The sequence below is a fragment of the Enterovibrio makurazakiensis genome, assembly GCF_050336585.1.
Classification (GTDB): domain Bacteria; phylum Pseudomonadota; class Gammaproteobacteria; order Enterobacterales; family Vibrionaceae; genus Enterovibrio; species Enterovibrio gelatinilyticus.
On the sequence record NZ_JAKJSE010000004.1, the window covers coordinates 252592 to 274075 of the forward strand.

Sequence of the window (21484 nt, forward strand, 5' to 3'; positions counted from 1 at the left end):
TGAATCACAAAAATGCCATTCCAATGATAAGATTAGAAAAGCTTACTAAGTTTTACCCGTCGGATATCGGCGATCAATATATTTTTGACAATGTAGATTTTATTTTCCCAGAGGGGAGAAACATTGCAATTTTGGGCTCAAATGGTGCCGGTAAATCTACCTTATTCAGAATGATTGCAGGAAGTGAATATCCTAATCGTGGAAAGGTGGTAACAGACAAACATTTGTCTTGGCCGGTAGCTTTGGCTACAGGTATCCACCCCCAAATGACTGGACGTGAAAATACGCGTTTTATTGGAAGGGTAAATGGCGTTGATGATCTCGATGAATATGAAGAGAAAGTTCGGGACTTCGCTGAGCTTGGCGTTAAATATGACTTACCTGTAAAAGGTTATTCAAGTGGCATGCGCTCTAGGTTGGCATTTGGTTGTTGTATTGCGATCGATTTTGACATCTACCTCATAGATGAAGCGACATCAGTGGGTGATCAGCGTTTTCGTAGAAAGGCCAAGCAGGCGCTCTTGGACAAGAGTCGAACAGCCAACGTGATTATGGTTAGTCACGATATCAAAGAAATCCGCCAGTTTTGTGACAGTGCAATTATTTTACATAAAGGGCAACTTAGGTTTTATGCAGAACTTGAAGAGGCCCTTTCTATCTACAAAACCCTTTAAATTGGCCTCCAGAATTCATTACTTAGTTATTACTTAAGTCGTCAATTGACTCCAATAAAACACAGACGCTGAGAGCGTAAGTATTTAAACGCTCTCAGTTGGTGTTTGTTTGAAGACGTAATGACACGTGAGTGTACTCAAGTGCTTGAAAAAGTTAACACCAAAAATGGACATAGTGGAATGAACAGCTCATTAGAAAGAATGACTCACCTAAGACAATTAGAATCAGAGTCTATTCAAATTATCCGCGAAGTGGCGGCAGAATTCGATAACCCAGTGATGCTTTATTCAATTGGTAAAGACTCATCAGTACTTTTACATCTAGCACGTAAGGCATTTTACCCTGGTAAAATTCCGTTTCCGCTGATGCACGTTGATACCAATTGGAAATTCAAAGAGATGATTGAGTTTCGCGATCGTCTTGCTGAGAAATATGAGTTTGATTTGATTGTTCATAAAAACCAACGCGGTTTGGATATGAACATTAGCCCGTTTGAACACGGCAGTGCTAAACACACCGATATCATGAAAACCGAGGGCTTGAAGCAAGCGCTTGATAAGCACGGCTTTGATGCGGCTTTTGGCGGCGCACGTCGTGATGAAGAGAAATCTCGTGCTAAAGAGCGAGTGTACTCTTTCCGTGATAAGCACCATCGCTGGGACCCAAAAAATCAACGTCCAGAGCTTTGGAATATCTATAACAGTAAAGTGGATAAGGGCGAAAGCATTCGTGTGTTCCCGCTTTCAAACTGGACTGAGTTAGATATTTGGCAATATATCTACATGGAAAACATCGAAATGGTGCCGCTGTACTTTGCGAAAGAGCGCCCAGTGGTCGAACGTGATGGCACCTTGATCATGGTTGACGACGAGCGCATGCCGCTAAAAGAAGGCGAAGTACCTGAAATGAAGAAAGTGCGTTTCCGTACGCTCGGCTGTTACCCACTAACCGGCGCTGTGGAATCAGAAGCTGAAACCCTGACCGAAATTATTCAAGAAATGCTGCTTTGTACGACGTCTGAACGTCAAGGCCGCGTGATTGACCACGACTCTGCAGGGTCGATGGAGAAGAAGAAAATGGAAGGGTATTTCTAAAGCGAAGCTTTAGGAAATAGCTTTAAGTTAAAAGCTGTAAGCGATCAGTTAGAGCTGGGTAGAGCATTTTGTGATTAGTTAAGTACTTAAAAAACAAATTTATTTAGCTGAGAACTATGACAATTTTTTACAGCTTACGCTTTTGGAGGTTTTGTTAGTTTCGAGAAACTGGATGTCTTGAAACGTGCATCACGGCTGTGTGCGGATGTTTACATAGAAACTAAATCGATGAAGGATTTTGGTTTTCGAGACCAGTTGACGCGATCAGCATTATCGGTACCTAGCAATACAGCGGAAGGTATGACGCGCTCAAGTGACAAATAAAAACGACGCTTCCTCGAAATTGCACGTTCCTCTATGGCTGAAGCTCGCACTCAAATTTATATCGGAATAGAAATTGATTACTTAAATCGCGAAAGGTTGGGTTGAAGAAACAAAGCAAATTTCAGCCATGATTTCCGGATTAATCAATTCATTTGAAAACAACTAATTCAGGAACAAGCTTTTCTAGCTTCTAGCTTCTAGCTTCTAGCTTCTAGCTTCTAGCTTCTAGCTTCTAGCTTCTAGCTTCTAGCTTCTAGCTTCTAGCTTCTAGCTTGTTCCGTAGGAGCACTTATGTCCCACGCATCAGATTTAATCGCGACAGATATCGAAGAGTATCTGCGAGTTCATGAAAACAAAGATATGCTGCGCTTTCTTACTTGTGGAAGCGTTGATGATGGTAAGTCTACGCTGATTGGTCGTTTGCTTTTTGATAGCAAAATGATTTTTGAAGATCAGATGGCGGCGATTGAGAAAGACTCAAAACGCTTTAATACCACGGATGAATCCTTTGATTTGGCGCTTTTGGTTGATGGTCTTCAATCAGAGCGTGAGCAGGGCATCACCATTGATGTTGCCTATCGCTATTTTTCGACGGAGCAACGCAAGTTCATCATTGCTGATACCCCTGGGCATGAGCAGTACACCCGTAATATGGCCACAGGCGCGTCTAACTGTGATTTGGCGATCATTCTGATTGATGCGCGTCATGGCGTTCAGGTGCAAACCCGTCGTCATAGTTACATTTGTTCGTTGCTGGGTATTAAGCACATCGTTGTTGCTGTGAACAAAATGGACGCGGTGGACTACGACCAAGCGGTTTATAAGAAAATCAAACAAGACTACCGTGAATTCGCGGCAGATCTAGGTTTTGAAGATCTACGATTCGTGCCGATTTCTGCGCTTCGTGGCGACAACGTTGTCAACGAAAGCGAGAACATGTCGTGGTACCCAGGTGCGACGCTTATGCGTTTGTTAAACACGGTTTCGATTGATAGCCAGCGACACAATGCGCTGCGTTTCCCTGTGCAGTATGTTAACCGTCCGAATCTGGATTTCCGCGGTTTCTGCGGTACGTTGACCTCTGGCGAAGTGCGCGTTGGTGACACGGTTGCATCGCTGCCTAGCGGCAAAGAAAGCAAAGTGAAGTCGATTGTCACCTTTGATGGCAATCTGGAAAAAGCCTCTGCAGGTATGTCTGTAACCTTGACGTTGGAAGATGAGATCGACGTTAGCCGTGGTGATATGTTGGTGCGTCCACATGAGAAGCCATTCAGTGCCACGCGCTTCGAAGCCGATGTGGTTTGGATGTCTGATGAATCCTTAGTGCTGGATCGTGAATATGTTATCAAGGTAGGTTGTAAATCGGTATTTGGCAGCGCAGATGCGATTGACTACAAAGTCGACGTTAATACGATGGATAAACAAGAAACAAACGAATTGCTGCTGAACGAAATTGGTCGTTGTCAGTTTTCTCTCAATGAGAAAGTGCAGTTTGACCGTTACGAAGATAACCGTTTAACTGGTGCGTTTATTATCGTTGATCGCTTAAACAATATTACGGTTGGCGCGGGTATGATCCGCGGTGCACTTGTGAACGATGATGTTAAAACGCCAGCTGTCGAAGCCAGTGAGTTTGAGCGTGATCTTAATGTATTCGTACGCAAGCATTTCCCACACTGGAAAGCGCTGGATATAACAAAACTGTAAATAGAATAAGTAATTTGCCCCCTTGTGAAAAGAGGGGGCCTATTTCACACTAATTGCGTCTTTCGTCTTGTCCATAGGTAGTTCATGTCTATTGATGTCTTGCTGACGTTGAGTGTGTTCGCCACCACCATTGTTGGCTTGGTGGTGTTTCAATCTCGACCTGCAAAAGTGTTCGGTGCTACGTTGCTTGCGTTGGTTGTATTGGGCCTTGCTGACCAAGAGCAATTAATAAGCAGTTTCGCCAATCCAGGGTTGTTGACGCTAGTGCTTTTAATCGTCTGCTCTCTTGCGTTAGAAAAAACCCATATTCTTCGTTTAATATCATCAAATTTGATGGTGAAAAGTTACCGGAAAACGTGGCTAAGGTTGTATGTCGGAACCGTACTGTCTTCGGCTGTGTTGAACAACACGGCAATTGTGGCCACGCTACTTTCTCCTGTGAGAAACAATCCTTATCATTCGCCGGTGAGATTGTTACTGCCCTTATCTTATGCGGCAATATTAGGTGGAACGCTGACCTTAATCGGCACGTCTACAAATTTAATTGTTAACAGTCTTTTTATCGATGCGTCAGGAAGCAGCCTGTCGTTTTTCTCTTTTACGGCGGTGGGCATTTGTTTGGTTGTCGCCTGTGGTATTACTTTGTGGTGTAGTCATCACTTTTTGCCTGAGAGCAATCTTTCTAGTGATGATACACAAGGCTATTTTATTGATGCCAGATTGGGTGATAAATCCCCACTGATTGGACGTTCAATCGAAGAAAACGGTTTGCGTCATTTAGAATCTCTGTTTCTGGTGGAACTTGTCCGTCAAGGACGGTTGATTAGCCCTGTTGCACCCAATGAGGTGTTAGAAGCCAACGATAAGCTGATATTTAGTGGCGACATCACGAAGGTAATGCAACTCACTCAGTTCAAAGGGCTTTCGCTATTTGCTGACTCGAACGGATTATTGAAGTCGAACCTTACTGAGGTGGTTATCCGAAACGGCAGTGTATTGGATGGTCAATCGCTCAAAAGTGTTGGCTTTCGTGCATTATTTGATGCGGCCGTGGTCGCAGTAAGGCGTGATGGTGAGAGGCTCTCGGGTAAACTGGGAGAGATAACTTTACGTGCGGGTGACTTTCTTGTGTTAGCGGTGGGTGACGACTTTAAAACTCGTAAGAATGTCAGTAAAAACTTTATCGTTTTGAGTGGCGTGGAACCCGAAACCAAAATGGGGGCCGCCCAATCTTGGATCACGGTAGGGGGCTTTATAGCTGCTGTCGGTCTAGCTGCTTTTGGCCTTGTTGAGCTATTTGTTTCACTTTGCGTGTTGCTAGGGCTCATGCTATTCAGCGGCGCGTTGACAACGAATGATATTACCAGAAGACTTCCTATTGACGTTTGGCTGGTGGTTAGCGCCGCATTGTTGTTGTCACAGGTCCTTATGTCGACAGGGACAACCGATATCCTTCTGTCTTTGACACAACTGAATGTTGCAGATCATCCTTATCTTACTTTGGCGGTTATCTATCTTTGCACCTGGGTGATTACTGAGCTGGTGACGAATAATGCCGCTGCTGCATTGATGTTTCCGATCGCTTGGACACTGGCCAGTGTGTCGAATGTGAGTGTGATGCCATTTGTTATGACCGTTGCATTTGCAGCAAGCTCTAGTTTTATTAGCCCCTATGGTTATCAAACCAATCTTATGGTGTTTAATGCGGGTGGCTATCGCCTTAAAGATTATTTAAAAGTAGGGCTGCCAGTCAGCATTGTTTATGCCTTGGTTGTCCTGTTTCTTGTCCCCTACTTTTTCCCTTTATAATTAGGTTCGTTATGAGTCAATCTCCTTATCAAGTTATCTCCGATTCAAGTGCAACGATTTCCTCAGATGTTGTTTGGCATAAACATGCAGTGACTCACGATGATCGTGTGACGGCTAAGGGACATAAACCTTGCGTGCTTTGGTTTACTGGCCTTTCAGGTTCGGGTAAATCAACCATTGCTAATGCGGTTGACGCTCAGCTTCACCAGCTAAATGTACACACATACGTGTTAGATGGGGACAATGTCAGGCATGGGCTTAATGGTGATTTGGGCTTTGCCGATAAAGACCGTATCGAGAACATTCGCCGTGTCGGTGAGGTGTCTAATTTATTTGTAGATGCTGGTTTGATTGTATTAACAGCATTTATTTCGCCGTTTGAATCAGACAGAAAGCAAGCTCGCGACAAGCTGACTGAAGGCCAGTTTCTCGAGGTGTTTATTGATACGCCTTTGGCAGTTTGTGAAAGCCGAGATCCTAAAGGGTTGTATAAAAAAGCACGCAGCGGTGAAATTAAGCACTTTACGGGAATTGATTCTGACTATGAGTCTCCGATTGATCCTGAGATTCACGTGAAGACAGATAACCGTTCAGTGGAAGAGTGTGCGAAAGATGTCGTTGACTATCTTTTGGTCAATGGATTTATTGAAAACAAACAAGGAAAGTAACATGGCCCATTTTGATGTATTTAACGGCGATGCTGACGGTATTCTTGCTTTGTTGCAGCTAAGAAAACATTGCCCATTGAACGCAAAAAAAATCACAGGGATTAAGAGAGACATCGCTTTGCTCAAGCGCTGTGACGCCGCGAAGGGTGATTCTGTGACTGTGCTGGATGTTTCAATGGAAAAAAACATTAACGCACTAAACGCAATGCTCGATTTGGGTGTGTCGGTATTCTATGCGGACCACCATAAAAGTGGTGACATTCCTCAATCACCATTACTCGATGCACATATCGACCTTGATGCGAACACCTGTACAAGTTTGATTGTGGATGCGTATCTAAACGGGGAATACCGCTTGTGGGCCATTGCCGCCGCATATGGCGATAACATGATCGCCCGAGCGGATAGGCTGGGAAGCGAGCTTGGCCTTTCGCTAGGAGAGTGCGCTTTCTTGCGCGAGTTGGGCACGTTGATTAATTACAATGGTTATGGTGCATCGACGGATGATTTGCATTATCACCCTGAGGATTTGTTTGAGTTGTTGATGGAGTATGAATCGCCATTTGATTTGATGGAAGATAGAGACTCGCCCTACTTCCAGCTTAAGCATTTCTACGAACAGGACATGGACGGAGCCAAAAGTATTTCTCCGTTCCACAGTGATGATGTGCTTGCAGTCTACATTTTGCCTGATGATGCAGCCAGTCGTCGAGTTAGCGGCGTTTGGGGCAACGAACTTGCAAACCGTTCACCGCAGAAATCACATTTGGTTCTTACAACAAATAGTGATGGTTCTTACACGGTTTCGTTAAGAGCGCCTCTAAATGATAAACAAGGTGCAGATGAGATATGTAGTTCCTTCGACACCGGCGGTGGAAGGGCAGGGGCTGCTGGGATTAACAAACTAAATCCCCAAGATGTTGATGTATTAATTGAGAGAACAGCGACTTATTACAAAAAGTAATCGAATTGTTTCTGATTCTATGAGTTCAATATGACGTTAGTTGTCTGCTTCTCCATTTATTCGTGAATTCAACAGTATAGATGTAACGGTACAACAAGTACCTGATTGTTAGTTGAATCGCTAAGATCGCGTCATCACTCCCTCGCAATAGCAATAAATTTTGATGTTTTATATTAAAAGATATGAAAGTTAGTCTCTTGTCTAGATAAACCTCTAGCTTTGAATGTCACTTGGTTATATTAGGTTTCCAAAAATGATTAAAAAATGTTTATTCCCCGCTGCGGGCTATGGCACCAGGTTTCTACCTGCAACCAAATCTATGCCGAAAGAAATGATGCCTATTGTCAACAAACCGCTAATCGAATATGGCGTTGATGAAGCCATTCAAGCGGGTATGACGGACATGTGCATTGTTACTGGTCGTGGCAAACACTCTTTGATGGATCACTTCGATAAAAACTATGAATTAGAACATCAAATTTCTGGCACCAGCAAAGAAGCATTGCTCGATGATATTCGTGAAGTGATTGACTCGGCGAATTTTACTTTTATTCGTCAACGTGAAATGAAAGGTCTTGGTCATGCTATTTTGACTGGCCGCCACTTAGTGGGTGACGAACCGTTTGCGGTTGTGCTGGCTGATGATCTTTGCATTAACAAAGAACAAGGCGTACTAGCACAAATGACTGCGCTTTATAAGCAATTCCGTTGCTCTATCGTTGCTGTTGAAGAAGTACCTGCCGATGAAACACACAAGTACGGTGTGATTGCGGGTGAGCAGCTAACGGATAACTTGATGCGTGTGACTGACATGGTTGAAAAACCAGAGCAAGGCACCGCGCCAAGTAACTTGGCGATTATTGGTCGTTATATTCTCACTCCAGATATTTTCGACATTATCGAAAACACTGAGCCTGGTAAAGGTGGCGAAATTCAAATCACGGATGCGTTGCTACAACAAGCCAAGAGCGGTTGTGTATTGGCGTATAAGTTTAATGGTAAGCGTTTTGATTGCGGCAGTGTTGAAGGGTTTATCGAAGCAACGAACTTCTGCTTTGAGAATGTTTATAAAGCTCAGCGTTAAACGTGAGTTCGTTCCTAAAATAGGTTGACACTTTTTATGAAAATAATCACGTTTAGCGCACTTGGATGTTGTCTCTCTTGATGTGCTCATTGATAAGTATCTAATGTGTCAACTTATCTCAGGACGGGACAGTTTGAGTAATGAGAAAGGCGATGGGAAACCGTCGCCTTTTATTTATTTGTGAGCACTGAAACCCTAATAGTTTTTATTTGATGATGGCTTTGAGCACGTAATCATCAAATGCCACCATGCCAACACCTTTACAGTACACGCGTGCCTGGTTGGTATCACTCCAGCTATTGATTTGGCTAACGTAAATACAGTTTTCCAAGGTTTCTTGACCGTAGGTGTAGCTTGTTTCTGCCGTAACAATCATTGCCATGGAGAGGTAATTTTGAGTTTTGTTACCAACAAGCTCTGGTGCGCAATCATTTTCGGTCACTTCTGATGTATACACATCGCCACGAGCAGTCAGTTTTCCTAATTCTACTGATGGGTAGGTTGTTGATGCGGAGAAAGTATTGGCAACGATGTCTGTGCAAGTGACGTATCCGGCTTCGTCACTCCAAGTAACATCGGTTGTTCTAATTTTATTGGACGTGTCTGTTCTCTCGATCCACTCTTGTGTCCACTTAACTTCGCCGTTTACCAGAGTCTCTTCTTTGGTCGCTGAATCCGTTGCTGGATCATATGACAAATGGTATTCCAGTGCGCTGTCACCTTGTTTTTGCAGCTCAACACGGGCTAAACCGACTGGCACGACATATTCTGCAATGTTGATCAAATTGTTGGTTTGATTACCCGTCCAGTTTCCTTCTTGATCAATGACGGTCTTACCATTGATCTGAATCTCACCCTCTACGTTCAAAACCGCGTGGTCGTTTGCTGCCATCGCTGTCGATGAAACCATTAGTGCCAACGCCGTCATCATGAATTTTTTCATCATTACATCCTTATTTTGCTGAAATCGTTAGATTGCCTTGTACAACCAAGCGCTGAGGTGTGTCTTTGCCCTTTGCGATTGTAAATGGCATATCTGATGTGGTCTGTACAGTGAGCGACTCTGCGGTTTTTAAGGTCACTTCTTGGTAAGTCACACCAGTGGTAGCATCTGTTACAAGCGTTGCTTGTTCGAAAACGCTATCGGCTGACACTGTGCTGGATGAGCTGTCGTCGCCACCAGTATCGGTAGAGCCGCCATCACTTCCGCCGCAGCCTGCAAGCAATAGCGCGAAACAGAGGGTGGTTTTTTTCATTGATTGTTACTCCATGTTGATGGAGGTTGTATTTTGACCACTTACACAGTGAGTTTGAATGGGGGAATACAACGTATAAGGTGAATTTGCGAGTTTCTTCAATTGCTTAATTTGTGAAATATTAAGTCACTCGATAGGTGAGATTATTTGTTCTTTACAGCCTGACTTTTGATTTGCATGTTGGTTGGAGGATCATGCATCGCCAGACGCCATTTCTATTGTCATCGACATTTCAACAACGTTTTTTTGCGCCAGCGGACATGATTTTTGAAGTGCGGTACTTCGTTAGTCGTCGGAAAGCCAATGATTTATCTATATAATAGAGGCAACGTTTTTAGACATGCCCTTGCATGCTTAGGTAGCGCTTATGAATTTGGGCTACGTTAATAGATATAAGCTTGGGGCAAGGCCAATTTAGTTAAGGATTTCACGATGAATGTTTTAGTTACCGGTGGTGTTGGTTACATCGGCAGCCATACCTGTGTACAAATGATTGAAGCAGGGCTTAATCCTATTTTGGTAGATAACCTGCATAACAGTAAGTTAGCAGTGCTAGATCGTATCGAGAAGCTGACAGGGAAAAGACCCGCTTTCTACCAAGGCGACATTCGTGATAAAGCGTTTCTGACTTCTGTGTTTGCAAAGGAAAATGTGGAAGCGGTTATTCACTTTGCGGGCTTGAAAGCGGTGGGTGAGTCGGTTGAAAAGCCGCTTGAGTACTACGACAACAATGTAAACGGCACACTGGTGCTGGTGGATGCCATGCGTGATGCGGGAGTAAAATCCATCATCTTTAGTTCGTCGGCCACTGTATACGGCGACCCAGAGTCCGTACCTATTCGTGAAGATTTCCCTACATCTGCCACCAACCCTTATGGTCGCAGCAAGTTGATGGTGGAAGAGTGTTTAACAGATTTCCACAAAGCAAACCCTGATTGGAGCATTACGCTGCTTCGTTACTTCAACCCTGTAGGCTCACACAAATCCGGTGAGATGGGGGAAGACCCACAAGGTATTCCGAATAACCTGATGCCGTTTATTTCACAAGTGGCTGTTGGTCGCCGCGAGTTTTTGTCGGTATTTGGTGATGACTACCCAACGCCAGATGGCAGCGGTGTGCGTGATTATATTCACGTTGTTGATTTGGCAAATGGCCATTTAGCGGCGCTAGATAAAGTCGGGTCTAAAGCAGGACTTCATATCTATAACTTGGGGACTGGCGACGGTAAGAGCGTATTGGAAATGGTGGCAGCGTTTAGCCAAGCTTGCGGCAAAGAGATTGCCTATCAAGTTGCGCCACGTCGCGCGGGCGATATCGCCGAGTGCTGGGCTGACCCAATCAAAGCACAAACTGAACTGGATTGGAAAGCCACCCATACGCTTGATGATATGGTAACGGATACTTGGCGTTGGCAGTCAAACAACCCTAACGGTTATCCAGATAACTGATAAAATTCAAATATAGTTCCCTCATTCTTAGCTATTAAGGATGAGGGATATTGTGAGAGGGTTTACACCCTCAGTTTGAACGTCATCTGAATTGGACATTTCTTTGTTGAAACAATCACCGCTATCCATCGTTATGTTTGTATCTACACTGTGTATTGTGTTCATTGGCTTAGGTTCATTATTTACGGGAATTGGGCTTTCTGCTTTCAACCTCAAAGGCAGCCAATTTTTCTTCGGTCATGGGGATTTGTTGTTTCATTTTGCCCTTTTCCACTTAAGCGGTTGGCTTGTTTACTCCCTTGATTTAGGAAAAAGACGTTTCGTGTGGTGTTTGCTCATTGCACTTGGTGTTGGATCCGAGCTTGCTCAGACCTACTGGATTGAAGGGCGCGATGGTAGCATGAGTGATGCTGTCGTGAATGTCCTCTCGGTACTTTGTGTTTATCCCCTCTCCCTCCTTTTTTCTTCTCTTCGACAACATCATCAAACCTCAAAATAAACGTCAGAAAATCTTCATGTCCTATATTTAAGATAAATATAGATTTTGCGCCCGTGAAATAACGCGAGAGGCAGAACGAAAAGCAGTTGGATGTGCTTTATTTATCTTTTTATGGGGTGAGTGAATGAAGATAGCGGTAGCAGGAACAGGCTATGTCGGGTTATCTAATGCCATGCTGCTTGCGCAGAATAATCAGGTGGTTGCGGTTGATATTCTTCCTGAAAAAGTTGAGATGCTGAATCAGGGGATCTCTCCGATCTCTGATAAAGACATTGAGCATTTTCTTTCCCATAGAGAACTGAGGTTTTATGCCTCTTTAGACAGCGATGAAGCCTATGCTTGGGCTGACGTGGTGTTTATCGCGACACCAACAGACTATGACCCTCAAACCGACTTTTTCAATACCTCATCCGTTGAGGCGGTCATTGGTCATGTTGTGCGGGTAAATCCCGATGCGATTATCGTGATCAAATCTACCGTTCCTGTGGGCTTTACTGAGTCGGCAAAGCTTGCTTATCACACCGATAAGCTGATTTTTTCACCTGAGTTTTTGCGGGAAGGAAAAGCGCTTCAAGATAACCTCAATCCATCTCGTATTATTGTCGGTGCGCAAGATGATAACGCTAAATTGGTTGCCGACTTGCTCTTAGAGGGCGCAGAACAAAAAGAGGTGCCGGTACTGTTTATTCATTCCACAGAAGCAGAGGCTGTGAAACTCTTTTCAAACACTTACCTGGCTATGCGTGTTGCGTACTTTAATGAGTTGGATTCGTATGCTGAAGCATTGGGTTTGGAATCCCGTGAAATCATCGAGGGGGTGTGTCTGGACCCCCGTATTGGACACCATTACAACAACCCTTCATTTGGTTATGGTGGTTATTGTCTGCCGAAAGACACCAAGCAATTGCTTGCGAATTATCAAGCGGTGCCGAATAACATTATTGGTGCCATTGTGGATGCAAACCGCACCCGAAAAGATTTTATCGCCAATGCGATTTTAGAGAAGAAGCCTCGTGTTGTGGGCATTTTTCGACTCATCATGAAATCGGGTTCGGATAACTTTCGGGCATCTTCTATTTTGGGGGTGATGAAGCGTATCAAGGCGAAGGGTATTGAAATTGTGATTTACGAGCCTGTGTATACAGGGAAAACCCTGTTCAATTCAGAGGTGCTCACTGACCTTGATGCGTTTAAACAGTGTGCTGATGTGATTGTGTCAAATCGTATGGATGACGCCTTGTTGGATGTTAAAGACAAGGTGTATACGAGGGATCTATTTGGCTCTGATTAGGTTTGAATGAGAAGCGAACACTTTGTGGTTCGCTTCTTTGTGCTAGTGTTACGTCACTTTTTACGAATGAAACTGCTCACACGCCAACAGGGTGTTTTCAATCAATGTCGCGACGGTCATTGGGCCAACGCCGCCCGGTACTGGCGTGATGTGGCTGGCATGCTCTCTCGCAACATCGTATTCCACGTCACCCACCAGTTTGCCGTTCTCTAGTCGGTTAATACCCACATCAATAACTACAGCGCCAGGTTTGATCCAATCACCAGGAATGAAATTCGGTTTACCGACAGCAACCACGACGAGGTCAGCCTGACGAATGTGACCTTCAAGATCTTTGGTGAAGCGATGGCAGGTGGTGGTGGTACAGCCTGCCAACAGCAGTTCCATGGTCATTGGGCGGCCGACAATGTTAGACGCGCCAACCACAACGGCGTGCATACCGCGAAGCTGAATGTTGTAGCGATCAAGTAAGGTGATGATCCCTTTCGGCGTACACGAACGAAGCTTGGGAATTCGCTGACACAAACGACCCACATTGTAAGGGTGGAAGCCATCCACATCTTTTTCTGGGTGAATGCGTTCTAAAACGTTCGTCGCGTCCATTTGCGCTGGAAGTGGCAACTGAACCAAAATGCCGTCGATTTCGCTGTCTGCATTGAGTGTGTCAATCAAGGCCAATAGATCCGCTTCGCTGGTGGTTGATGGCAGATCGTAAGATTTAGACACAAACCCAACTTCTTCACAAACGCGGCGTTTGCTACCTACATAGACTTGAGAGGCGGCATCATCACCCACAAGAACAACCGCTAAACCGGGTGCTCTTAGACCCGCAGCTTTTCGCGCTTCAACACGTGCTGCTACTTCTTGTCGAACTGTTTGAGAGATGATTTTTCCATCAATAATTTGGGCGGCCATGATTTTCCTTTGGCAAAGATACGGTCGGCAGAAAAGAGTGCGTATTTTGACAAAAAAACGACGTTATGGCTATAGCGCAAACGTTTGCGTGGAGATTACTTTCCTCTGCTTGTGCCTGATGCTTCTGGAGTTGGCGGTAGTGCGGGTGAATCGATAGATAGGGATGTTTGTAAGTTCGCGGTGAGCACGTCTTGTGATTCACCATAGAAAGATTCTATGGTTTCGACCAACCAAGGTTTTACGTGCAATGTGGACACGAATACAGACGTGCGCTCGTTACCAAGATCAGTACCGTCAAGCAGCTTAAATCCCGATCCTGAAATACCGGAGATGATACCCACGAGTTCCCCATTTTCATTGAACACACCACCACCACTCATGCCCGATTGCACTGGTGCGTCGGTAATGCTGGCGGGGCATCTGGCAAACAGAGAGCTGTCGACGAAATTCACATCGATATAGTATTTTCCCTCTCCAATGAGCACTTTTCCCGTAAGTCCCATTCCCACTGTCGTTGTCGCTTGATCTCTTTGGATGGTACCGATAGGGGCGAAAGATTTGCCTACATTGTTTTCTTTGATGATGGCGATATCACAGTCAGGGTGGTATGCCACGACTGAACTGTAGTCCAGTTGGGCGATGTGTTTCGCCGTGAGGCTAAGCTCTTGAGAGATAGGTACACTAGAACCGTGACCGCCTAGTAAGAAGGGAATACCAATGGGTAGGTAGTTCACTGAGGGTACGTTGGTATCTTCGCCATAAGTTGCTTCTGCGTATTCCAATGGGCCATTGATCAAGAAACACCCTTGCAGTAGAACTAAGGCACAAATTGAAATAAAAACAGTGCGTAACGTCTTGAACATTCGAACGCCTCCCTATATGCGAGTGCCGTCTCTTTTTTGAGATTGCCACTTTTAGCATAGGAAGTGAGGGAGCAATTTACCAAACTCATGTGGGTAATTTGTCCTAAGTAGATCTGAAAGTTTAGATATTCATGATTTCTATCTCTATTCGAATTGTTGTTGTGAGATTACTGTCTATCATGCGTTAAATTGGTGTGGTGATTGGTAGGGGGAGAAATGTAGTGACGGGAAAAATGAAGTGGGTGGCTGTTTGGTGATGCGATGTGGTCAGTCAGTGACCATGAGTCACTGTGTCAAACCACATATTTTTCGATTGCTACTCGCGTTTTATATCTGCGAGTAGCATAGGCGGTTAAATATCTAATGACACGGCATCATCAACACCATCAGCACCACGACGACGGTTGCGTTTGGTCGACACCAGCATGTAAATCAAGGTTGCAGCGAAACAGATAGCGAAATAGAACATCAAGCCATGATCGGCATTCATCGCTTTACCTGCGACAACAGGACCAATGACGGAGCCAACGCTATAACTGAGTAGCATCAATTCAGCGGCTGCCACGATTTTGGACTCACATACTTTACGACACGCCAAGGTGATCGCGACAGGGTAGAGTGCAAAAGCAGCTGCGCCGAGTAGGAACAATCCTGACATCAACCCCGCATCTACGGTGGCTATCTCAATCATCGCAATAGCGAGTAAGCCAACTAAGCAGAACATCGCCATTAATAGGGCTTTCTCGACGCGCGAGTTTAACCAACTCACCAAAGGCTGCACTGCCATGCCGCCTAAAATCACGACGGCCATTAGCATACCCACTTGGTTGTGGCTGTATTGACGCTCAAGATCTAGGGGGAGCAAGCCGTAAATAGATCCCAAGATCAAACCCGACACGATGCACCCGATATACGCGGCAGATGGCAAGTTGCGCATCTCGCTGAAATGGATGCTTGAGTGCTCTGTAATGCGAGGTTGGCCTTTCTTGTAAACCAAAGGCGGCAACATAGCAGCAGAAAACAGGCCTGCGACCACGATCAGTGGCATTGCACCTTCTGTACCGAAAAAGCCAATACCTAGCTGTCCTAGTGCTGAACCACCGTAAAGTGACGCCATGTATAAGCCAAGACGCTTAGCACGTGCTTTTTCTGTGTCTGCCATCAGTAGCCATGATTCGATAACCACGAATACACCAGCAACCGCAACACCTGCAATGAAACGGGAAGCAAGCCACATGCTTGGTGACGCAACAAGTGCCATGGTTGCCACGGTTAACACGATAGCGATCAAAAAACCGACTAAGGCGGTGCGGTGGCCAATCTTTCCGACAATACGCGCACTGATCAACGCACCACCTAACAGACCTGCGTAAAAGACGCTGGCGAGCCAAGAGGCGAGATTGACAGACATGCCTCGTGCTTCCAACGCGAGTGGAATTAGGCTCATCAGGAATCCTGATGCAACGGCAAATAGGCTTAGGCTAATAACAGGCACGAGTGGGCTGTTGCCATCAGTCCGAATGTCTAGGGTCTGTTGCAATGCTTTTTTCTCTAACGTAATGACAGAAAGTAAAAAAAACCTGCTCAGAATGAGCAGGTCTCTAGGTATTTGTGAGATTCGTCGTGATTATTATTTCGCCAGCGACAAACGTAAAGTGAGATAAATTTCTTATCACGAGCAAATTTATTTATCGAAATGGTTATGCAAAATCCTGCATTTTATTCGGCTTGCGAGGGGGATTTTTGGGACTTTCGACGTGTGCTTTCCCACTTTTTATGCACACCGCGTCGTAACGCTGAAAATGTGGATTCCACTTTATCTAAGCCGACTAATATAAACAGCACAAATCCGCATAACAAAAGGGCTTGTCGACCATAATCAAATGCGATGATCATGCCTAAACCCGCCATCAACCAAACCACGGCGGCGGAGGTGACTCCTTGCACTTGACCGTCTCGCGCCATCATGACGCCAGCTCCCAGAAAACCCACCCCAGTGACGATTTGCCCCAGTACGCGTGCGTGGTCGAGTGAGTTGTCAGAGAGTGAAGTGGCTAGTCGCATAAAGACATAGGTACCAAGGACAATGAGAATGGCCGTTCGGATCCCAACAGGCTTTCCTCGCAGTTGACGTTCTAAGCCTAAAACCCAACCACAGGCCGCACACGTCCAAACGCCTTGCCAGTCATACCCAAACAACCTGGAGATGCTCGATTTCAGAGGCCATCAGAGTGTTCAATTCAAGGCGAATTCTTGTAGGAATAGTCATTCTATTTCACAGGAATTTAACGATGAAGTGGACGCTCTGAGGGCCTCCCTTCGGGCGAGTTTACTGACACCATGCTCGGTGTTGTCCCTTTTTGATGGAGTTCACTACATCAGCAAAGGGACGCCTTGATCATTGTGCCAGTAAATCTCGCTGAATCCTGCATCTTCAGGTTGCTTGGGTATCAACGGCGCGATATCCCAAAACTCGGTCACTACCTCTTACTCCTTCACTTCTTGATAAGATAATTTGATGTTCAAAACAGGCGCGAACTATCGTTGTTAGCCTGAAAAACCACAAGTGGATCGACAATGAAATGATTTCATTGTGAAATCGTGAAAGTTTTATCTTGTTTGCGGTGAGGTTTTCGAGGTTTCCGATAAGGCTTTTTTTTGATTAGAAGTTGATCACGAGTTGACGAAGTGTGGATGCTGAGAATGAGTCAATAAGGCTAACAATGCTTGTTTCTTAGGCATTTGACACCAAACCGTGAGGAAAAGCGTTGACGCAGTGACTATGACCCTTATAATCCGGCCTTGCATTTACACGCTTGTGTGAATCATGCGCGCCCTTAGCTCAGCTGGATAGAGCAACGACCTTCTAAGTCGTGGGTCACAGGTTCGAATCCTGTAGGGCGCGCCATTTTCTTTTCTCCCCCTGTTCCTTTGTTCGCTCACTCTCTCAAATAGTTAAACGTCTGTTCCCGAATCGAATATTTCAGGGAAGAATTGATTCCAGCACCTTTGGCCCTTCGCCCTTTGATTTTTTGCACTTTCCCCCTTGAAATCCATTTTCTCGCCCCAATCTCACAGAAACACGACGATGGACCTAGCCTGTCTCGACTCGACAGGGCGGTGCCGCTATAATGGCGCGTCTTAAAAATCACGCCTCGTATTTTGGGGTTATTTGATACGAGCGTTTTCTCGCTCTGTATCCAGATTCACAGGCGCTATGGCGAATGAATCGCTGTAGCACGAAAGGATGCTACCGGCAGGTGCCGGGCAACATCACTCAGCAAACCTGAGTAAGTTTTGAGGTTAAATATACAATGCAAGTTACCGTTGAAACCACAGAAGGCCTGCAGCGCCACCTGACTATCACTGTTCCAGCAGCAAACATCGAAGATGCAGTGACTGCTGAACTACGCAACATTGCTAAAAATCGTCGTTTCGATGGTTTCCGCAAAGGTAAAGTGCCTTTGAAAATGGTTTCTCGTATGTACGGCTCAGCAGTACGTAACGACGTAATGGGTGAAGTGATGCAGCGTCATTTCATCGAAGCTATTATCAAAGAAAAAATCAACCCAGCGGGCGCACCAACTTTCACTCCAGTTGATACTGAAGAAGGCAAAGATTTGGTATTTAAAGCTTCTTTTGAAGTTTACCCAGAAATCGCGCTGAAAGATCTGGACAAAGTTGAAGTGGTTAAGCCACAAGCTGACGTTAACGAAGATGACGTTGCTGAAATGATCGAGACCCTGCGTAAGCAACAAGCTTCTTGGGCTGACGTTGAAGCAGCTGCACAAGCTGACAGCCGCGTAACTATCGACTTCATCGGTTCTATCGACGGTGAAGAGTTCGAAGGCGGCAAAGCAGAAGGCTTTGCGCTAGTTATGGGTCAAAACCGTATGATCCCTGGTTTTGAAGACGGTATCGTTGGTAAGAACGCTGGCGAAGAATTCACTATCGAAGTGAGCTTCCCAGAAGATTACCACGCTGAAAACCTGAAAGGTAAAGCAGCGAAGTTTGAAATCAAACTACACAAAGTTGAAGCGCAAGAGCTGCCAGAACTGACTGAAGAGTTCGTTGCACGTTTCGGCGTTGAAGATGGTGGCGTTGATGGCCTGAAAGCAGAAGTTCGTAAAAACATGGAACGCGAACTGAAGCAAGCTGTTAAAAACCGCATTAAAGAGCAAGTGATCGACGGTCTTGTTGAAAACAACGACATCGACGTTCCAGCTTCACTGATTGATCAAGAAATCAACGTACTGCGTCAACAAGCAGTTCAACGTTTCGGTGGCAACGCTGAAAACGCACCTGAACTTCCACGTGAGCTGTTCGAAGAGCAAGCGAAACGTCGCGTTGTTGTTGGTCTACTTCTTGGCGAAGTGATCAAAGCAGAAGAGCTGAAAGCAGACGAAGATCGTGTGAAAGCAATGATCGAAGAAATGGCTTCAGCTTACGAAGATCCATCAGAAGTGGTTTCTTACTACGCGAAAGATCAGCGTCTAATGGAGAACATGCGTAATGTTGCTCTTGAAGAACAAGCTATCGACGCATTGCTAGCTAAAGCACAAGTTTCTGAAAAAGCACAAAGCTTCTCTGAGCTAATGAACCCAGTTCAAGCATAAGTGCTAGAATTGTTGAGTGGACATTTGACTTAGAATTCACTCTTCTGATAACAATGGTCCGAATGAAGTTTATTCATCCGGGCCATTTATTTTAGGGAAATAACACTATGAGCTTTCAAGAAAAAAACGGAATGCCTTCTATCATGGATGCGTTAGTGCCAATGGTGGTGGAACAAACCTCCCGCGGTGAACGTTCTTACGACATCTATTCCCGCTTGCTGAAAGAGCGCGTGATCTTTTTGACCGGTCAGGTTGAAGATCATATGGCGAATCTGGTTGTTGCGCAGTTGCTGTTTCTCGAGTCAGAAAACCCAGAAAAAGATATCTTCCTATACATCAACTCACCAGGTGGCTCTGTCACTGCAGGTATGTCTATTTATGACACTATGCAGTACATTAAACCTAACGTGAGCACAGTGTGTATGGGCCAAGCATGTTCAATGGGCGCATTCTTGCTTGCTGGTGGCGAAAAAGGTAAACGCTATTGCCTGCCAAACTCACGTGTGATGATCCACCAACCGCTGGGCGGCTTCCAAGGCCAAGCGTCGGACATCCAAATCCATGCGCAAGAAATTTTGACCATCAAGAACAAGCTTAATAGCTTGCTTGCTGAGCATACTGGTCAACCATTAGAAGTGATTGAGCGCGATACAGATCGTGACAACTTCATGGCATCGCAAGATGCGATGGACTACGGCTTGGTTGATGCAATATTAAATAAGCGCGATTAATTTTTTAGTTCTGAGATAGTTAGGGTTTTTATTCCCTACTATTTTGGAATTGAGTCTTGCGGCTGTCGGAAATTTCCTCCGAGTTGTTATAGACTCAGATCATGGCAAACATGGGCGAAAGCCTAAAGAGGTTAGCGAATGACAGACAAGCGAAAAGACGGTGGCAGCGGCAAACTGCTGTACTGCTCTTTCTGCGGCAAAAGCCAGCATGAAGTGCGCAAGTTAATTGCTGGACCTTCTGTTTATATCTGCGATGAGTGTGTTGACCTATGTAACGACATCATTCGTGAAGAAATAAAAGAGGTCATGCCGAAGCGCGACAGCAACGAGCTTCCGACACCACAGGAAATCCGATCTCACCTTGATGATTATGTCATCGGTCAAGACAGAGCGAAGAAAGTGCTCTCAGTAGCGGTTTATAACCACTACAAGCGTCTGAGAAACGGTGATACAACGTCAGAAGGCGTTGAGCTAGGCAAGAGTAACATCTTGTTGATTGGTCCAACGGGTAGCGGTAAGACCTTGCTTGCAGAAACGCTGGCGCGTTTTCTGGATGTTCCGTTCACTATGGCAGACGCAACCACGCTAACCGAAGCCGGTTATGTGGGTGAAGATGTCGAGAACATTATCCAGAAGCTGCTTCAGAAGTGTGATTATGACGTCGCCAAAGCTGAGCGCGGAATTGTTTATATCGATGAAATCGATAAGATCTCTCGCAAGTCTGATAACCCTTCAATCACGCGTGATGTGTCGGGTGAAGGTGTGCAGCAGGCGTTGTTGAAACTGGTTGAAGGCACCATTGCTTCTGTTCCACCGCAAGGTGGTCGTAAGCACCCACAACAAGAGTTCTTGCAGGTTGATACCTCTAAGATCTTGTTCATTTGTGGTGGCGCATTTGCCGGTCTCGATAAAGTGGTTGATCAGCGTGTAGCAAAAGGCAGCGGTATTGGTTTCGGAGCGGAAGTACGTTCTAAAGACCAAAAAGCGACGCTTAGCGATTTGTTCAGCAAAGTGGAACCAGAAGATCTGGTGAAATACGGTTTGATCCCTGAGTTCATCGGTCGTTTGCCTGTCACGGCAACACTTACCGAGCTCGATCAAGACGCGCTGGTACAAATTCTACGTGAGCCGAAGAACGCACTGACGAAACAGTATGCTGCGTTGCTAGAGCTTGACGGTGTTGAACTTGAATTCCGTGACGACGCGTTAACGGCGATTGCTCAAAAGGCAATGGATCGTAAAACGGGTGCTCGTGGTTTGCGTTCAATCGTAGAAGCTGTATTACTAGACACCATGTACGATTTGCCTTCGAGCAAAGACGTTTCTAAAGTGGTGATCGACGAATCGGTTATCAAAGGTGAGTCTGAACCTTTGTTGATTTACGAAGCGGCTGAAAATCAAGCAGCTGGTGCGGAGTAACGCCTACATAGCGTGCGGTTAAATTGCGTATTTAACCAACAAATTATAAAAAAAAAGGGAGCGTTCGCTCCCTTTTTTACATTCTGCTTGGTATGCCGTTGAATCCTGACAAACTATCCC

19 protein-coding genes, 1 tRNA gene and 1 pseudogene are annotated in these 21484 nt (G+C 45.3%); 15 read left to right on the forward strand and 6 right to left on the reverse strand.

Annotation, left to right across the window (positions count from 1 at the left end; all coding sequences use genetic code 11):
* Nucleotides 1–23: 23 nt before the first annotated feature.
* From L4D06_RS01210 to galU, 8 genes and pseudogenes are all read left to right on the forward strand, one after another.
* Nucleotides 24–674: an ABC transporter ATP-binding protein gene (locus L4D06_RS01210; protein WP_429737593.1), complete on the forward strand. Its 651-nt coding sequence runs from the start codon at nucleotides 24–26 to the stop codon at nucleotides 672–674.
* Between the two features lie 180 nt (nucleotides 675–854).
* Nucleotides 855–1769 (forward strand): sulfate adenylyltransferase subunit CysD, encoded by a 915-nt coding sequence (gene cysD, locus L4D06_RS01215; RefSeq protein WP_429737594.1) that lies wholly within the window; start codon nucleotides 855–857, stop codon nucleotides 1767–1769.
* 177 nt (nucleotides 1770–1946) lie between these two features.
* Nucleotides 1947–2198, forward strand: a pseudogene (locus L4D06_RS01220) (four helix bundle protein).
* A gap of 186 nt (nucleotides 2199–2384) precedes the next feature.
* Complete coding sequence (gene cysN / locus L4D06_RS01225) at nucleotides 2385–3800, forward strand: sulfate adenylyltransferase subunit CysN (RefSeq protein WP_429737596.1); 1416 nt, start codon at nucleotides 2385–2387, stop codon at nucleotides 3798–3800.
* A gap of 84 nt (nucleotides 3801–3884) precedes the next feature.
* Complete coding sequence (locus L4D06_RS01230; RefSeq protein WP_429737598.1) at nucleotides 3885–5609, forward strand: SLC13 family permease; 1725 nt, start codon at nucleotides 3885–3887, stop codon at nucleotides 5607–5609.
* A gap of 11 nt (nucleotides 5610–5620) precedes the next feature.
* Complete coding sequence (cysC, locus tag L4D06_RS01235; protein ID WP_429737599.1) at nucleotides 5621–6277, forward strand: adenylyl-sulfate kinase; 657 nt, start codon at nucleotides 5621–5623, stop codon at nucleotides 6275–6277.
* Nucleotide 6278: 1 nt separating this feature from the next.
* Complete coding sequence (locus L4D06_RS01240) at nucleotides 6279–7241, forward strand: DHH family phosphoesterase (RefSeq protein WP_429737601.1); 963 nt, start codon at nucleotides 6279–6281, stop codon at nucleotides 7239–7241.
* A gap of 253 nt (nucleotides 7242–7494) precedes the next feature.
* The gene (galU, locus tag L4D06_RS01245; protein ID WP_429737602.1) at nucleotides 7495–8325 is read left to right on the forward strand and encodes a UTP--glucose-1-phosphate uridylyltransferase GalU; all 831 of its coding nucleotides are present in this window, start codon (nucleotides 7495–7497) and stop codon (nucleotides 8323–8325) included.
* 205 nt (nucleotides 8326–8530) lie between these two features.
* Here galU and L4D06_RS01250 read toward each other — a convergent pair whose 3' ends face one another.
* Both L4D06_RS01250 and L4D06_RS01255 read right to left on the reverse strand, forming a co-directional pair.
* The gene (locus tag L4D06_RS01250) at nucleotides 8531–9268 is read right to left on the reverse strand and encodes a hypothetical protein (protein WP_429737603.1); all 738 of its coding nucleotides are present in this window, start codon (nucleotides 9266–9268) and stop codon (nucleotides 8531–8533) included.
* A 10-nt stretch (nucleotides 9269–9278) separates the two neighbouring features.
* Entirely contained in the window at nucleotides 9279–9581 is a 303-nt protein-coding gene (locus tag L4D06_RS01255) for a hypothetical protein (protein WP_429737604.1), read from the reverse strand.
* Between the two features lie 432 nt (nucleotides 9582–10013).
* Between L4D06_RS01255 and galE the strand changes: the two genes are divergently transcribed.
* From galE to L4D06_RS01270, 3 genes are all read left to right on the forward strand, one after another.
* Nucleotides 10014–11030, forward strand: coding sequence for a UDP-glucose 4-epimerase GalE (galE, locus tag L4D06_RS01260; RefSeq protein ID WP_429737605.1), 1017 nt, complete (start codon nucleotides 10014–10016; stop codon nucleotides 11028–11030).
* A gap of 103 nt (nucleotides 11031–11133) precedes the next feature.
* On the forward strand, nucleotides 11134–11529 hold the full coding sequence (locus L4D06_RS01265; RefSeq protein WP_429737606.1) for a hypothetical protein: 396 nt from the start codon (nucleotides 11134–11136) through the stop codon (nucleotides 11527–11529).
* A gap of 124 nt (nucleotides 11530–11653) precedes the next feature.
* On the forward strand, nucleotides 11654–12820 hold the full coding sequence (locus tag L4D06_RS01270) for a nucleotide sugar dehydrogenase (RefSeq protein WP_429737607.1): 1167 nt from the start codon (nucleotides 11654–11656) through the stop codon (nucleotides 12818–12820).
* 60 nt (nucleotides 12821–12880) lie between these two features.
* Here L4D06_RS01270 and folD read toward each other — a convergent pair whose 3' ends face one another.
* From folD to L4D06_RS01290, 4 genes are all read right to left on the reverse strand, one after another.
* Nucleotides 12881–13735, reverse strand: coding sequence for a bifunctional methylenetetrahydrofolate dehydrogenase/methenyltetrahydrofolate cyclohydrolase FolD (folD, locus tag L4D06_RS01275; RefSeq protein WP_274166786.1), 855 nt, complete (start codon nucleotides 13733–13735; stop codon nucleotides 12881–12883).
* A 95-nt stretch (nucleotides 13736–13830) separates the two neighbouring features.
* Nucleotides 13831–14598 carry a trypsin-like peptidase domain-containing protein gene (locus tag L4D06_RS01280; protein ID WP_429737608.1) on the reverse strand — a complete coding sequence of 256 codons (768 nt, stop codon included), beginning with the start codon at nucleotides 14596–14598 and terminating at the stop codon, nucleotides 13831–13833.
* A 352-nt stretch (nucleotides 14599–14950) separates the two neighbouring features.
* Nucleotides 14951–16138 carry an MFS transporter gene (locus L4D06_RS01285; protein ID WP_429737609.1) on the reverse strand — a complete coding sequence of 396 codons (1188 nt, stop codon included), beginning with the start codon at nucleotides 16136–16138 and terminating at the stop codon, nucleotides 14951–14953.
* A gap of 179 nt (nucleotides 16139–16317) precedes the next feature.
* Nucleotides 16318–16797, reverse strand: a complete 480-nt coding sequence (locus L4D06_RS01290) for an MgtC/SapB family protein (protein WP_429737610.1) — start codon at nucleotides 16795–16797, stop codon at nucleotides 16318–16320.
* Nucleotides 16798–17429: 632 nt separating this feature from the next.
* Here L4D06_RS01290 and L4D06_RS01295 point away from each other — a divergent pair.
* The 4 genes from L4D06_RS01295 to clpX all read left to right on the forward strand — a co-directional run bounded on the left by L4D06_RS01295 (nucleotide 17430) and on the right by clpX (nucleotide 21364).
* Nucleotides 17430–17506, forward strand: a tRNA-Arg gene (locus tag L4D06_RS01295).
* Nucleotides 17507–17912: 406 nt separating this feature from the next.
* Nucleotides 17913–19214 (forward strand): trigger factor, encoded by a 1302-nt coding sequence (gene tig, locus L4D06_RS01300; RefSeq protein WP_274166783.1) that lies wholly within the window; start codon nucleotides 17913–17915, stop codon nucleotides 19212–19214.
* Nucleotides 19215–19321: 107 nt separating this feature from the next.
* Nucleotides 19322–19945 (forward strand): ATP-dependent Clp endopeptidase proteolytic subunit ClpP, encoded by a 624-nt coding sequence (gene clpP / locus L4D06_RS01305; RefSeq protein WP_274166782.1) that lies wholly within the window; start codon nucleotides 19322–19324, stop codon nucleotides 19943–19945.
* A 138-nt stretch (nucleotides 19946–20083) separates the two neighbouring features.
* On the forward strand, nucleotides 20084–21364 hold the full coding sequence (gene clpX / locus L4D06_RS01310) for an ATP-dependent protease ATP-binding subunit ClpX (RefSeq protein WP_429737611.1): 1281 nt from the start codon (nucleotides 20084–20086) through the stop codon (nucleotides 21362–21364).
* Nucleotides 21365–21484: the final 120 nt, after the last annotated feature.

Coding starts and splice junctions, on each gene's coding strand:
- L4D06_RS01210 (WP_429737593.1), top strand. CDS start 24: ATGATAAGATTAGAAAAGCTTACTAAGTTTTACCCGTCGGATATCGGC.
- cysD (WP_429737594.1), top strand. CDS start 855: ATGAACAGCTCATTAGAAAGAATGACTCACCTAAGACAATTAGAATCA.
- cysN (WP_429737596.1), top strand. CDS start 2,385: ATGTCCCACGCATCAGATTTAATCGCGACAGATATCGAAGAGTATCTG.
- L4D06_RS01230 (WP_429737598.1), top strand. CDS start 3,885: ATGTCTATTGATGTCTTGCTGACGTTGAGTGTGTTCGCCACCACCATT.
- cysC (WP_429737599.1), top strand. CDS start 5,621: ATGAGTCAATCTCCTTATCAAGTTATCTCCGATTCAAGTGCAACGATT.
- L4D06_RS01240 (WP_429737601.1), top strand. CDS start 6,279: ATGGCCCATTTTGATGTATTTAACGGCGATGCTGACGGTATTCTTGCT.
- galU (WP_429737602.1), top strand. CDS start 7,495: ATGATTAAAAAATGTTTATTCCCCGCTGCGGGCTATGGCACCAGGTTT.
- L4D06_RS01250 (WP_429737603.1), bottom strand. CDS start 9,268: ATGAAAAAATTCATGATGACGGCGTTGGCACTAATGGTTTCATCGACA.
- L4D06_RS01255 (WP_429737604.1), bottom strand. CDS start 9,581: ATGAAAAAAACCACCCTCTGTTTCGCGCTATTGCTTGCAGGCTGCGGC.
- galE (WP_429737605.1), top strand. CDS start 10,014: ATGAATGTTTTAGTTACCGGTGGTGTTGGTTACATCGGCAGCCATACC.
- L4D06_RS01270 (WP_429737607.1), top strand. CDS start 11,654: ATGAAGATAGCGGTAGCAGGAACAGGCTATGTCGGGTTATCTAATGCC.
- folD (WP_274166786.1), bottom strand. CDS start 13,735: ATGGCCGCCCAAATTATTGATGGAAAAATCATCTCTCAAACAGTTCGA.
- L4D06_RS01280 (WP_429737608.1), bottom strand. CDS start 14,598: ATGTTCAAGACGTTACGCACTGTTTTTATTTCAATTTGTGCCTTAGTT.
- tig (WP_274166783.1), top strand. CDS start 17,913: ATGCAAGTTACCGTTGAAACCACAGAAGGCCTGCAGCGCCACCTGACT.
- clpP (WP_274166782.1), top strand. CDS start 19,322: ATGAGCTTTCAAGAAAAAAACGGAATGCCTTCTATCATGGATGCGTTA.
- clpX (WP_429737611.1), top strand. CDS start 20,084: ATGACAGACAAGCGAAAAGACGGTGGCAGCGGCAAACTGCTGTACTGC.